Consider the following 13,835-nt stretch of genomic DNA (forward strand, 5'->3'; position numbering starts at 1 on the left):
TTACTTATTCAAATATGGTCTGATCTTTTCTTCGATTTCCGCTTTATCTAAGAGATTTGTAATTGCCAACACCGGAACATCTGCTTCGATCTGTTTTGCAATCTCTGACGATGCCACAATCAAATCGCAGCTTTTTCCTTTATAAGAACCTAGATCTGTTGCCTCACCTTCTACTGTAATCCCATACTTTCTTCCACTTTCTTTCACTGACATCAACAACATAAGACTTGTTCCAAACCCCATTCCGCACACTGTTACAACTTTCATCTTCTCGCCTCCTTTTCCATTAATTTTTCCAGTTCCTCATATGTATTCAAGGCTGCCAGTTTTTCAATCATCCGTTCACCTGCCAGCAAAGAACTCAAATCCTGCAAAAGCTCAATATGCCCATCATCTGACACCCCTCCGAGCGCGAACACAACCCAAACAGGATCATTACACGGATGATGAAAACAAACCGGTTCTTTTAACTTCACAAAACTAATACACGGTTCTTTTACATTTCCGCCCGGTCTTGCGTGCGGCAATGCCAATCCCGGAGCCATTACCATGTACGGTCCGAACCTTTGATAAGAATCGATCATTTCTTTTACATAACCTGCTTTTGCTTTTTTATTTTCTACAAGAATATTCCCACAATATTCGATCACTTCTTCCGGTGTAGACAAAAGCGGCGGATCTAACCGTACCATTTCTTCCGTCAGCATCTTTTTCAATCTATTTGCCATAATACACCTCCATACAGCGTTCTATCTCTTCCGCCGATTTACAGGACAACAATCTGTTCTTATCTTCTAAGTTCAAAAAGAGATGAAATATATATTCTAATTCTTCTTTCATACGCTCATCTCCCCGCTGAAAACATCCCATAACAACTAACTTTACCGATGTTCTCCCCCAAATAATCGGTTCTTTCAATAATGCAAACACAAGAAAGCTGCTTCCTTCGATCAAACCGTGAGGCATTGCGATTCCTTCCACTATTTCTGTTGATACCAAATTTTCGCGTCCTACAATTCCCTCTGCTTCTTGTTCCGTAATAAATCTTTTTTCTCTGCATAAGTCACATAAATAATTCAACAGCTCGATTTTTTCCATATATTGATCAATATACAAATACATTTTTGAGACGCTCTCATATCTCCACTTCCGGTGACGCGCTAAATTTCCGACAAGCTGTTCCAATGCAATCTGTTCTTTAATATCCAACATCGGCGACAGCCTCACCCACGGTTTTCCCATAATTTCAGGCTCTTCTACCGGAAATGTCGTAATAAAAAAGTCTGCTTCTTCCGCTTTTTTTCCCGCCTCTTCCAAAAGGCCTGTTCCTATTACTTCGAGATGTGGATATTTATTATGCAGTCTGCTTTCCAATAATTTTGCCGATCCGATTCCGCTTCCATAAATAATCGCACATTTCCACTTTTTCGACTTTAGACTTCTCTCCAAATAAGATGCAAAATGCATGCCCAAAAAACTGATTTCATATTTACTTAATGAAAGCTTCGTCCATACCGAAATTTCTTCTGCCACTTCCATCGCATAGTAATACGCTGTCGGATAACTTTCCAAGACATCATTGTAAAACAGATTTTCTGTTTCCATCCCTAAAAGATATCTGCTGAAATTCGATGCCAGATGAAGCACCAGTCCGTTTACTAAAATATCGTCCTGAAACAGATCTACCTTGTAATCATTTTTAATCCTCTGAAATGCTCTTTCTGTCATATCTTGATAGAATTGAAGATTTTTTTCATTAATGCTGTCTACATATCCGTTTTGCCAAAAAGCCTGCCTGTAAACAAGAGCAAGATAAATATTTTCTATTTCCTCATCAGATTTCGGACACACTGATGTTTCAATTCTCTTTTGTATGTTACGAACAACTTCCATATCATGATTTAAATGAACTGTCTGACTGATATTTGCAAAATAGTCAGTTTTAATCGTCTTTCCTATCGCAATCCTTTGCTTTTGTATCAGTAAGTATTTCAAAAAGAACAGTTCATTTTCTTTCCTTTTATGCACTGATTTTTGCGCAAGCTCCGCATCAATCTCACTTCTCACTTTTGCCAGCATTTCTCTTGGAACACGAAAAATCTTCTCCGTTTCTTCTAATGACTTTTTCTTCAGCAATTTATACAAATAGTTTCGTATATAAACTTCACTGCCTCCTATAAAAAAACCTACATACGGTTTGTTTAAGAGTCTGAGCCCTTCTCTTTCCAGCTTTTTCTCTACTTTTTCTATAATTCTGGACATACCTGATCTGCTATAATGCAAAAGTTCCGCAAGATCATCCAACTTACATGTCCGCTCGAAAAACAATTTAAAAAGTACTTTCGTCACTTCCACATCTTCTTCAACCGCCAACGCATCCCTGAATTTTTCTTCTTCAATAATCTCTAACCGATACCCTCTTCCTTTTACGGTATGAATAAAAAATCCATATTTTAAAGATTGTTCTTTTAATTCTTTCATATATCGGATTACTGTCCGCTGACTAATTCCAGCCAACTCCCCAAGTTCTTGTGAATTCAAAAATTCTTTTGAGGATTCCAACAGAGCCTCTAATAACTGCTTGTATTTTTCCTGCATCTTCAAGCTCTTGTCCTCCTTCCATACCTTTTCGCTGTTGTTACACTAATTATAATAATATCCATTTATGAAGTCGATATGTATTTATGGCAGTTGATACATGCCAATTTCCCATCCTCTTTCCTGCTCGACATTGATTTTGCATTGTGATCAGCCAATGACATTTGCAATATAAAAGAGAGTTAGGGCGCCTTCCTCAAGGAAGGCGCCCTAACTCTCTTTTTTTGTTTTAACAGCTATAATTATTTTCTGATCTGACCGTTTCCAAATATAATATATTTTGTTGTAGTCAGCGCCTCGAGTCCCATAGGTCCTCTCGCATGAAGCTTCTGTGTGCTGATACCGATCTCAGCCCCGAAACCAAACTCAAAACCGTCTGTAAAACGTGTAGATGCATTCACATATACAGCGGCCGCATCGATCTCATCCTGAAACTTCAACGCATGATTATAATCATTTGTGATGATCGATTCAGAATGTCCTGTATTATATTTATTAATATGACTGATCGCTTCATCAATCGAATCCACTGTCTTGACCGAAATAATCGCATCGAGATATTCCGTTCCCCAATCATCTTGCGAAGCCGCTTTGATCTCAGGACATATTTCACGAACTCTTTCATCTCCACGGATCTCGATCCCGTGTTCACTCAGCTTTTTAACGATAGGCAGCAGCGCCTTTTCCAACATACCGCTGTGAATTACAAGCGATTCACATGCGTTGCAGACTCCCATCCTCTGTGTCTTTGCATTTTCGATAATATCTGCCGCCATACTGATATCTGCCGTCTCATCCACATACACATGACAGTTTCCCGTTCCTGTTTCAATAACAGGAACCGTACTGTTTGCCACAACATTTGCGATCAAACCTGCGCCTCCTCTCGGGATAAGCACATCGATCAAACCGTGCATCTTCATCATTTCATTCACAACTTCCCGGCTTGTATCCTCAACAAGAAGAACAAGATCCTGACAAAGTTTTTCTTTGCGCAATCCTGCTTTGATCACGCGCACGATTGCCTGATTTGAATAGATCGCATCGCTTCCGCCACGCAGGATCACTGCATTTCCGGTCTTAAAACAAAGGCCAAAAGCATCTGCTGTCACATTCGGTCTTGACTCATAGATGATTCCCACAACACCGAGCGGAACTCTCTTTTGCCCGATCCGCAGTCCGTTCGGGCGAACTTTCATCGATAATATTTCTCCGACCGGATCGTCAAGAGAGGCAATCTGCCGGAGTCCTTCCGCCATATCTGCAATTCTTTTTTCAGAAAGCGCCAATCGGTCGATCAAAGACTGTTTCACACCTTTTTCCTCTGCTGCCTTCAGATCTTTCTGATTCTCGGCAAGGATCAGCTCCTGCTGCATGATCAACTCGTCTGCCACTGCGCAAAGTCCTTTATTTTTCTCCGCTGTTCCCAGTTTTGCCGCTGCGACAGCCGCATGTTTTGCATGGTTTGCAAGCATTTCCATATATGATTCCATCATATGCTCCTTTCTTCCCGCCCGACATCAGGCAGTACGCATTATTATGGCTAGCTACTACAAATTTTTCTTATTGTATCACCTATCACACTTTTATGCCACCCTTTCTTCGTAAAACAATCTTTAACCTTAAATGAAAAACTAAATTCCACCATCATGCTGAATTTAGTCTTACTCTCTTCTTCTATATCCTATATTATTTTAGTACCTTCTATCCGCAGTAGAAAAGAGGTACTTATGTGTAAATCTATCCCTGGAAATCAAAAGCATATGACAATGGATCAGCGTATTATAATTGAAAAAAGGTTGGATCAAGGAAACTCCCTCCATAGCATTGCGCTACAGTTAGGAAAAGATCCAACCACTATCTCCAAAGAAATTAAAAAGCACCGCACTATTCAGGAACATAGCCACTTCAATGAATCAAAAAATAAATGTGCTCTAATAAAAGACTGCAAAAAAAAGAATATCTGTGAAATCTATGCTCCGATATGCAAAAGAATGTGTAAACTCTGCAACCACTGTAATTCCCATTGCGATGATTTCATTCCTCGCAGTTATCATTGTTCCAAACTAGATAAAGCTCCCTTTGTATGCAATGCTTGCAGTAAAAAAAGCGGATGCCGTTTGGATAAGGCTTATTATAGAGCCACGATTGCTCACAGGGAATATCGAACCGTTCTGATTGAATCGCGAACTGGTATCAACATTTCTCCTGAAGATTTGATAAGGCTGGATGAACTGGTTTCCCCACTGATTATGCAGGGGCAGTCCCCTTACATGATCCTACAGAATCATCCGGAGATCCCTTACTCAGAAAAAACGCTTTACAATTACATTGAATCCGGAGCTTTGAGTGTTAAAAATATCGATCTGCCTAAAAAAGTAAAATATAAGCTCCGTTCTTCCGGCTCTTCTGAATTAGTTGATAAAACAATCTATGAAGGTCGTACTTACAAAGACTTTCAGGCATTTTTAAAAGAGTTCCCGGATACAAGAGTTACTGAAATGGATACCGTTCTCGGCTGTGAAGGTTCCCACAAGGTGTTACTCACTTTCCACTTTTCCGAATGTTCTTTTATGATGGCGTATCTTCTTGACAGCAAAGAATCCGATCATATAAAAAATGTATTTGACTCCATTGAGCATGCGATTGGAACCTTTTCTTTTGCCTCTGCTTTTTCGCTGATTTTAACGGACAGAGGCGGTGAATTTCAGATTCCGGATGCATTGGAATGTGGTGAAGACAACCTGATTCGGACAAGTATTTATTATTGTGATCCGATGTGTTCCTGGCAAAAGCCGCATTGTGAAAAGAACCATGAATATATCCGAAAAATATGCCCGAAAGGAACATCCTTTGACGATTACTCGCAAAAAGAGATCAATCTGATGATGAGCCATATCAACAGTACTCCAAGACAAAGCCTTGGTGGATTGTCGCCTATGGCTCTTGCAAAAATCATGCTCCCACATGAACTTTTAAATTTTTTTGCTCTCACTGAAATACCGGCAGATGAGATCGTATTAACGCCTGCATTATTGAAAAAATAAAACCAGATAATAAAACAAATCTGCGGATAAAGGCTCCATATCACACATACCAGACAAGTGGAATTTAGTCTTACAGAGCAGATTCCAGTTGTCTCATTAGCATACATTTTTATTGCAGAAAAGCATTTATTATCTGGTTAAATTCCACTTTAAAGGATTTGACACAATTCGTCAAACCCTAAAATATCGAATTTAGTCTTCTGTATGGAATTTACTTTTACATATGGAATTTACTTATTCACTCAACCAAACAATCTTTAAACGTAATCGTTCAGTCCGCGGCTTTTTGATAGATTCGATAAATATCTTCCTGATTTAATTTTTTCACACATCCGATTGTTCTCTTTCCGAAATGGCTGCACTTTAAAGCAAGTTCCTTCATCTGATCTTCGCTTACTTCAATGTTTAATCCGCCAAGATCCGTCGGCATTTCGATTTGTCTGAAAAAGTTTTCCATAGCTTCGATTCCCTTTTGTATTACTGCATTTTTGTCATCACCGTTTTCCACGCCCATAACATTAACCGCAAATTGTTCAAACCGATCCGGAAGAGCGTCACAAACGTAACGCGCCCAACTTCCCCATACCGCTGCAAGTCCTGCGCCGTGCGCCACATCAAACATTCCTCCGAGCTCATGTTCAAGCTGATGACACGCCCAGTCTCCGCCATCATTTCCGCACGCCATCAAACCATTATGTGAAAGGCTTCCCGCCCACATTACTTCTGCCCTTGCTTTATAGCACTGTGGTTCATCCATGAGGATTTTCGCATTTTTCATCACTGTACGAAGTAGATGTTCACTGATTCCATCCGTCAGTTCCATATTGTCACAATGATTAAAATATCTCTCCATCGTATGCATCATGATATCCACACATCCGCTTGCAGTCTGATATTTCGGAAGCGTCATTGTCAGTTCCGGATTCATAACCGCGAATTTAGGTCTGCAATAACTGCTGTTGTATCCCCGTTTCAGCCACCCGTTTTCATTTGTGATCACAGACGAATCACTCATCTCCGAACCTGCCGCCGCAATCGTAAGTACAACTCCGATTGGCAGACATCCGCAAGCCTGACGTTTTCTCTCGTAAAAATCCCATACATCCCCTTCGTTCTCAACGCCGTATCCAATCGCTTTCGCCGAGTCGATCACACTTCCGCCTCCGACTGCCAGAATAAAATCTACGCCCTCTCGCCGGCACAGATCGATTCCTTCATATACAAGCGACAATCTGGGGTTCGGAACGACGCCTCCAAGAGAAATATAAGAGATCCCTTCCTCATCAAGCGATGCGAAGATCCGATCAAGAAGGCCGCTTCTTTTTACACTTCCGCTCCCGTAATGAATAAGCACCTTCCGGCAGTTTTGCTCTTTGACAAGCTGTCCTGCTTTATTTTCCGTACCTTTTCCAAACACAACTTTTGTCGGCGCATAATATTGAAAATTTTCCATCATTTCTTTCCTCCTTTTAGATCATAATAAAAAATATACTGCTGCATCACACCCGCACATCCTTTATATTTCTCAAACGGAAACTTCCCGGCATATACGGTGTCAATTACTTTTTGTATATGTGTATCAACCGGAAATGCATCGAGCTTATGAAGTGCAAACAAACAGATACAATCGGCAACCTTGCTTCCGATACCTGAAAGTTTCAGCAATTCTTTCTTTGCTTCATCATAAGACATCTCTTTTATTTTTTCAAGATTAACAGTTCCCTCTGCCACCATTTCCGCAGTATTGCATAAATATTTGCTTCTATAACCGAGCTTAAGCGCCCGAAGTTCTTCTTCGGACGCCTGTACAAGCTGCTCTGCTCTCGGAAATGCATAATATACATGTCCTTCGCCGGTTTCTTTTTTATCTCCATACCATTCACTGATTCTTTGTATCATCGATTTGATCCTCGGTATATTGCTCTGCTGGGATAAAATAAATGTTACGATCATTTCCCATAAATCCTGCTGCAAAATACGGATACCGCTTCCAAATCCTGCCGCCCTTTTTAAATATTCATCGTCTTTTATAAGCGAAAGATAATCTGCATAACATGTATCGAGGTCAAAATACGTTTTCCAAAATTGTTCAAATTCTTCTTGTGTACAGTAAAATCTTACTTTTTTCTGATCTTCCGCCACCTCGATTTTTAAATATCGGTCTCCCGCCGTCAATTCGTATACTTTTCCCGTTTCATCTGCCGGATCAAGTCTGAAACACTGACCCGAAGAACAAATCTGCGACACGGAAAAATTTTCTTTTTCTATTATAACCATCGTCTCTTCCTTATCTTTTCCTTACGGTGCTTTTCCTTCTAACGTCTGTTTTATAATGCTTCTCATAATATCTTCCGTAAGCTGTCCTGTCACATATCCATATAAATTTCCGTCATGATCGATCATATATGTCGTCGGAAATGCTGAAATTCCGTACCACTCGAACAGTTCTCCCGTTTCATCCATAAGTACCGGATATGTATATCCGTTTTCCTCCATAAATTTCGTAATATCCGAAACGGTTCCTTCCTGTCCGATTCCGGGTCCCGCGACTCCTAAGATCACCACTTCCGAATCATTCCCCATAGCGGTGTATTCTTCATACAGTTTCTGTATTTCCGGCATTTCGCTGCGGCATGGTCCGCACCACGTTGCCCAGAAATTCAAGAAGATAACCTTTCCTTTGTAATCCTCCAACTTATGAGATTTTCCGAACTGATCTTTTAATTCACCCATATGTGCACGGACTTTTTCCGAGTCCTGATCTTTTTCCTCTTTATCTGATTTCCCACTTGCATTTTCTCCGGACGTATCTTTTCCGGATGTCTGCTCTTCATCCCCTCCTGAAGCATCCTTTTCATCCTGCTTTTTACCGTTTTCCTGCTTTCCCGATTCTGTTTTCTGCCCTGCCGAAGACAAATATCCTGTAATATCATTCATTTTCCCTGTAAACATAAGCAGTCCCATCAGCACCATGAGTACTCCGCCGATTTTCACTGTATAACGGACGATCTTCATATGCTTTTTGAAAAGATCTAAAAGCCGTGCAGTAAAAATGCCTGCCAATAAAAACGGCAAAATAAATCCGATCGTATACACTCCGATCAAAAGAAAACCTTTCGCTCCCGACTCTGCACTTCCAGCCATAAGGAGAACGCTTGTCAACGCAGGGCCTACACACGGCGTCCATGCAAAACTAAATGCGAATCCCATAATAAAAGCTGTGATCGGCGACATCGTCATTTTTTCAAGCCGAATCGGAAATCTATGTTCTGATCCGAGAACTTTGGAACTTCCAAATACTCCAAGCTGATACAGACCAAATAATACGACTAATATTCCCCCGACTCTGGCAAACAGCATCCTCTGCTCATGGAAGAAACTTCCGGCCGCCGACGCGCCCAGACCGAGTATAAAAAATGCGCTTCCTATGCCTACGGTAAAAAACAAAACTCTTAAAAACAGTTTCAGCCGATCTTTGTTCTTCTCACTGTTTTCACCCGTTCTGACCGCAGTATTCAAACCGCCTGACAAATAGCCAAGATAAAGTGGTACTAACGGCAATACGCAAGGGGAAAAGAAGCTTAATAGCCCCTGCATAAAAACTGTAAAAGCCGAAATCCCGGTTTCTATCGAAAATCCCATATGTTTCTCTCCATTCTTTTTATTATTTATCTTTTCTTTCCGTCTTTCTTTTGTACTTGCTTCGCTTTGTACGTTTTCTTTTCTTTTTAAATAATTTATAACATATTTTTCATATATGAGACAGTGATATTATCACAAAGCCAGCCTGTTTCTTACTTTCGAGTCTTTAAGGTCAAAGCTGTCGAGTTTTTCTCTTATCAAAAAAGCGTCTCGGAACAAAACTTTTTGTTCCAAGACGCTTCGTTATTTTTCTGTTCTTCTTTTTAGAGAAGTTCGTTCTGATGTGTTCCGTAAAGGTACTCGTCGATCGTATTGATGATACGGTCTTCGATCAGTTCTACCGGATCATTTTTCAAGTATCCTTCACGTACTTTCGTATACTGAATCGGCATGAACTGGCTGAGCAGGTTCAGCGGAATTCCGAGTGTACGCAAGTTTGTAAGCAGACGATCTGCGGCAGCTTCTACAGCCGGTGTCGGCATATAGTATCTGCAGCGGTCTGAGAAAGAATATTTTCTCTTCAGACGGATCTCAAGCTCTGTTCCCTGATAATGTTTCTTCCAGTTTTTATCGTTTTTAAGCATCTCCGCATCAAGAACTTCCGCAAATTTGCTCGGCTCTGTATCAGTTCCGTATATCAGCTCTTTTTCGATATTTTCCAGTGCGAACATTGCTTCACGCATAGCAAATGTAAGTCCCGGACCTACTTTCAAAATGCCGACTCCGTCTTCTACAAGCTCGCGCAGTTTGATCTTTGTTTGATAATCTGTAGAATGTCCTTCAAATACCAATGTCGGGAAATCTTTGATCGCAGCCATCAGATCTTTTGCTTTCTCACGATCATATTCTGTACATCCGCTGTCTTTTTCTTCTACACCCGGCTGAACAACAACTCCGATTACACGCTCCCATACATCTTTGTCAAGACCTTCTTTTGCAAAAGCTTTCTCAAATGCCGCAACTGTGTTCTTAAAATCTTCTACTTTCGTCACCTGAACTCCGTTATCTTCCGCTCCGACAGCTCCTCCCGGAATCGGCACTTCACTTCCGATTACATATACCGGCGGAATTGCTTCCGGATCACGCTCCAACAGCTCTTTATATGTCTCTTCCGCAACTTTTGCAAGATGAGCGCCGCGTCCTGCAATGATCTCGTCGGACAGACGAACGTCTTCCGGATCGCTGTTTACTTTCATACTTGTATCGATATGAATCTTTGTAAATCCTGCTGCAACATAGTGACGGATCAGCTCTTCCGAATCAGCCATCGCCTCTGCTTCATCTTTATACGCGAATGTAAGCGGTCCTAAGTGATCTCCTCCAAGGAAGATTCTGTTACGGTCAAATCCGTTACGATCAGCAATCTCAAGAACAAATTTTTTAAAATCGGCAGGTGTCATACCTGTATATCCGCCGTTTTGATCACACTGGTTTGCCGTACTCTCAATCAAAACACAGGATCCGTCTGAAAGTCCTCTTTTAAATGCCGCCTCGATAACATATCCGTTAGCGCTGCACACAGAATAGATTCCGACATTTTTACCCTGTTTCTGCAATTCAACAATTTTTTTTAATGGATTTTGACGCATGATAAACTCTCCTTTTCAATTTGCTTTGTTATATTTATCGTAGCACTTTCAATTTGCGCCTACTTTGGATTAATTAAACAATCATTTGCATTTTTTAAGAAAGTGCAAAATGAAAATGCGAAATCACATGTTCTGTGCTATACTTATACCGAAAATAATTAATAATAATGTAATCATTACATTAAATTCTAAAGAATCGAGGTTGATATTATGCCATTAGTTACAACAAATGAAATGCTGAAAAAAGCGCAGGCAGGACATTACGCAGTAGGCGCATTCAACGTGGAAAATATGGAAATGGTCATGGCGGTTATTAAAGCAGCCGAAGAGATGAACTCCCCGGTCATCATGCAGACGACTCCATCCACAGTAAAATATGCAGGACTTGATTATTATCTTGCAATGGTAAGAACAGCGGCTGAGCGCGCAAGCGTTCCGGTAGCGATCCATCTTGACCATGGCAGCAGCTTTGAGTTGGCAATGCAGGCTCTTCGCACAGGATATACTTCTATCATGATCGATGGTTCTCACGGCTCTTTTGAAGAGAATGTTGCCCTGACACGCAGAGTGGCAGACGCATGTCTTCCTTCTCAGATCAGCGTAGAAGCTGAACTCGGTAAAGTCGGCGGTAAAGAAGATGACCTTGAAGCAGAGAATGATTCTCCGTATACAGATCCTCAGCAGGCAAAAGAGTTTGCAGAACGTACAAACGCAACTTCACTTGCAGTTGCAATCGGAACAGCACACGGTCTGTATCAGGGCACACCAAAACTTGATTTTGAACGCCTTGCGGCAATCCGCGAAGTTGTGTCTATTCCGCTTGTACTTCACGGAGCTTCCGGCGTACCGGACGACGCAGTACGCGAATCCATCCGCCTTGGTATCTGTAAAGTAAACTTTGCTACAGAACTTCGTATCGCATACAGCGACGGTGTGAAAAAATACCTTGCGGAAAATCCGGACGGTTTCGATCCGAAAAAATACGGAGCTGCAGGTATGGAAAATGTTACAGCTCTCGTAAAAGAAAAAATCAGCGTATGCGGATCTGAAGGACAGGCTTAATCATAAGCTTCTCCTTTGCAAAAACATAAAAATACAGACCGGAGATTTCAAACTTCTCCGGTCTGTATTTTTATGTTCATCTTCTCTACATTTATTTCATTTTAGTCAGAGCAACGATATGCAAAATCGCAAAGTACACACCGACAAGTGCGATTCCTCCGCTGAGTACGCATAACCCAACAGAATACTTTTCTACATATGCATTTAATATTACAAGCACTGCTAAAAGGAGATACAAAACAATAAGAACGATCACTTTTCCTTTTGCTTTGTTTTCCACGATGTATTGAAGCGCTGAAACACGACGTTCAAAATCCACATCGTTTACCACTTCCAGCTTTTTCAAAAATCCCCGCCGAAAAGCAAATTCCGCAATCGCCATCATCACTGCCCAGGCAACCGCAGCCTGAAGCCATGTCAAAAACGTTGCCCCAAACAAAATTGCCGCAAACAAAAGTACAACAAAACGGTTTTTAAAAAACAGAGCCGAGTTTTCATGTTTTTTATCTACGAGATACCCTTTTTTGGTAATCATATCGTAAAAAATAACCCGTCCTTTTTTATCTGTATAAATATTTCTTCCTGAAAGGCGGATCTTCTCCACCGGTTTCGATTTTTTCTTAGCCATTTTTAATCATTCCACAATCTTTCATTTTCTAGTTTTTATCTAACATTGCTTTTCCCATGCAATATGTCTGAAGTACCTGATAATCACGGTCAAGAACAACAAGGTCCGCATCCAATCCCACTTTAATAGAACCTTTGCGATCATCGATCTTCAGGCAGGCAGCCGGGTTCTTTGTACATGAGTTAATTGCCGTATCTACCGGAACAAGCGCTTCTTCGATCAGAATACGCAGTCCTTCATTGATATGAAGAGTCGATCCCGCCAAACCTTTTGAAGACGTCAGATGTGCGCTTCCGTCTTCATAAATCTCAATCTCGTTTCCTCCGAAAATAAATTTCGATCCTGCCGGTGATCCTTTTGCCATAAGCGCATCACTGACCATGATTCCGTAATGAGGTCCTTTTGCTTCAAAGAACTGATGGAGCGCTAACGGTGTTGAATGATTGCCGTCGCAAATAATCTCGCCATACATGCTCTTCATTCTATATGCAGCGCCTACAAGTCCGTTCGCACGGTGATTAAACGGTGTCATTCCGTTATATACATGTGTCATCGATCTTGCGCCATGGGCAAATGCCTGTACCGCTTCTTTGCTCGTTGCCGCCGAATGTCCGATACTCACAACTACCCCGTTTTCCGCACAGTAACGTGTCAATGCGAAATCATCATCTGTCTCTGTTGCCATCGTAATATATTTTATTAATCCATTTGCCGCTTCCTGATATTTCTTAAACTGCTCTACCGTAGGTTTTACAATGTACTGTTCCGGCTGTGCTCCCTTGTACTTCATATCAAGATACGGACCTTCAAAGTGAACTCCTAAAATCTCTGCTCCTTCATAACCGTCTTCAACAACTTTCGCCACATTTTTCAAGGCATTTGTCAACACTTCTTCACTCTGCGTGATAGTTGTCGCAAGAAGAGCCGTCACTCCTTCATCTACAATATTGCGCACCCAGTAACGAAGTCCGTCTTCTTTCGCATCATTCGTATCAAAGCCGTAAGCTCCGTGACAGTGCACGTCAATGAATCCCGGCAAAATACGGTTATCTCCGTAATCACAATCTACCGGATGAGTTCCGTACTCATAGATATCGACAATTTTTCCGTCTTTCACTTCAATCTGTGCTTCTACAAACTGATCTGCAAACCAAACTTTTTTACTTTGAATAATCATTACAATTCCTCCTGTCTTTCGCGGGACATACAAATCCCACATCTTGATTTTCGTTAAAAAATGTTGTATTATTTAAAAAGTACAAATCGTTT

The 13,835-nt window shown here is 41.1% G+C and carries 12 protein-coding genes; 2 read left to right on the plus strand and 10 right to left on the minus strand.

Going from position 1 to position 13,835, the window contains the following annotated elements:
* From ACH9UM_RS06385 to ACH9UM_RS06400, 4 genes are all read right to left on the minus strand, one after another.
* A complete protein-coding gene (locus ACH9UM_RS06385; RefSeq protein WP_004845589.1) occupies nt 1-267 on the minus strand; it encodes a PTS sugar transporter subunit IIB in 267 nt (88 codons plus the stop codon).
* Nucleotides 264-728, minus strand: a complete 465-nt coding sequence (locus tag ACH9UM_RS06390) for a PTS sugar transporter subunit IIA (RefSeq protein WP_004845588.1) — start codon at nt 726-728, stop codon at nt 264-266. The genes ACH9UM_RS06385 and ACH9UM_RS06390 overlap by 4 nt, the downstream gene beginning before the upstream one ends.
* A complete protein-coding gene (locus tag ACH9UM_RS06395; RefSeq protein WP_004845587.1) occupies nt 718-2,598 on the minus strand; it encodes a transcription antiterminator in 1,881 nt (626 codons plus the stop codon). Before ACH9UM_RS06395 ends, ACH9UM_RS06390 begins: the two co-directional genes overlap by 11 nt.
* A gap of 242 nt (nt 2,599-2,840) precedes the next feature.
* Nucleotides 2,841-4,091 (minus strand): glutamate-5-semialdehyde dehydrogenase, encoded by a 1,251-nt coding sequence (locus ACH9UM_RS06400; protein WP_009242275.1) that lies wholly within the window; start codon nt 4,089-4,091, stop codon nt 2,841-2,843.
* Between the two features lie 237 nt (nt 4,092-4,328).
* Here ACH9UM_RS06400 and ACH9UM_RS06405 point away from each other — a divergent pair, with 237 nt between their 5' ends.
* Nucleotides 4,329-5,645, plus strand: a complete 1,317-nt coding sequence (locus ACH9UM_RS06405) for an IS30 family transposase (protein WP_004845211.1) — start codon at nt 4,329-4,331, stop codon at nt 5,643-5,645.
* Nucleotides 5,646-5,916: 271 nt separating this feature from the next.
* Here ACH9UM_RS06405 and ACH9UM_RS06410 read toward each other — a convergent pair whose 3' ends face one another.
* The 4 genes from ACH9UM_RS06410 to ACH9UM_RS06425 form a co-directional block, all read right to left on the minus strand.
* Nucleotides 5,917-7,098, minus strand: a complete 1,182-nt coding sequence (locus tag ACH9UM_RS06410) for an iron-containing alcohol dehydrogenase (RefSeq protein WP_009242276.1) — start codon at nt 7,096-7,098, stop codon at nt 5,917-5,919.
* A complete protein-coding gene (locus ACH9UM_RS06415; protein ID WP_009319841.1) occupies nt 7,098-7,922 on the minus strand; it encodes a DNA-3-methyladenine glycosylase in 825 nt (274 codons plus the stop codon). The genes ACH9UM_RS06410 and ACH9UM_RS06415 overlap by 1 nt, the downstream gene beginning before the upstream one ends.
* Before the next feature lie 21 nt (nt 7,923-7,943).
* Nucleotides 7,944-9,287 (minus strand): cytochrome c biogenesis protein/redoxin, encoded by a 1,344-nt coding sequence (locus ACH9UM_RS06420; RefSeq protein ID WP_400092327.1) that lies wholly within the window; start codon nt 9,285-9,287, stop codon nt 7,944-7,946.
* A 263-nt stretch (nt 9,288-9,550) separates the two neighbouring features.
* Complete coding sequence (locus ACH9UM_RS06425) at nt 9,551-10,876, minus strand: class II D-tagatose-bisphosphate aldolase, non-catalytic subunit (RefSeq protein ID WP_004845581.1); 1,326 nt, start codon at nt 10,874-10,876, stop codon at nt 9,551-9,553.
* Between the two features lie 210 nt (nt 10,877-11,086).
* On the opposite strand from ACH9UM_RS06425, the gene fba reads away from it, so the two are divergent.
* Nucleotides 11,087-11,938: a class II fructose-1,6-bisphosphate aldolase gene (gene fba / locus ACH9UM_RS06430; protein ID WP_004845580.1), complete on the plus strand. Its 852-nt coding sequence runs from the start codon at nt 11,087-11,089 to the stop codon at nt 11,936-11,938.
* Between the two features lie 91 nt (nt 11,939-12,029).
* Here fba and ACH9UM_RS06435 read toward each other — a convergent pair whose 3' ends face one another.
* Entirely contained in the window at nt 12,030-12,566 is a 537-nt protein-coding gene (locus ACH9UM_RS06435; protein ID WP_009242277.1) for a hypothetical protein, read from the minus strand.
* 28 nt (nt 12,567-12,594) lie between these two features.
* Nucleotides 12,595-13,743 (minus strand): N-acetylglucosamine-6-phosphate deacetylase, encoded by a 1,149-nt coding sequence (gene nagA, locus ACH9UM_RS06440; RefSeq protein WP_009242278.1) that lies wholly within the window; start codon nt 13,741-13,743, stop codon nt 12,595-12,597.
* Between the last annotated feature and the right edge of the window lie 92 nt (nt 13,744-13,835).

This window comes from Mediterraneibacter torques (assembly GCF_044591705.1).
GTDB lineage: Bacteria > Bacillota > Clostridia > Lachnospirales > Lachnospiraceae > Mediterraneibacter > Mediterraneibacter torques.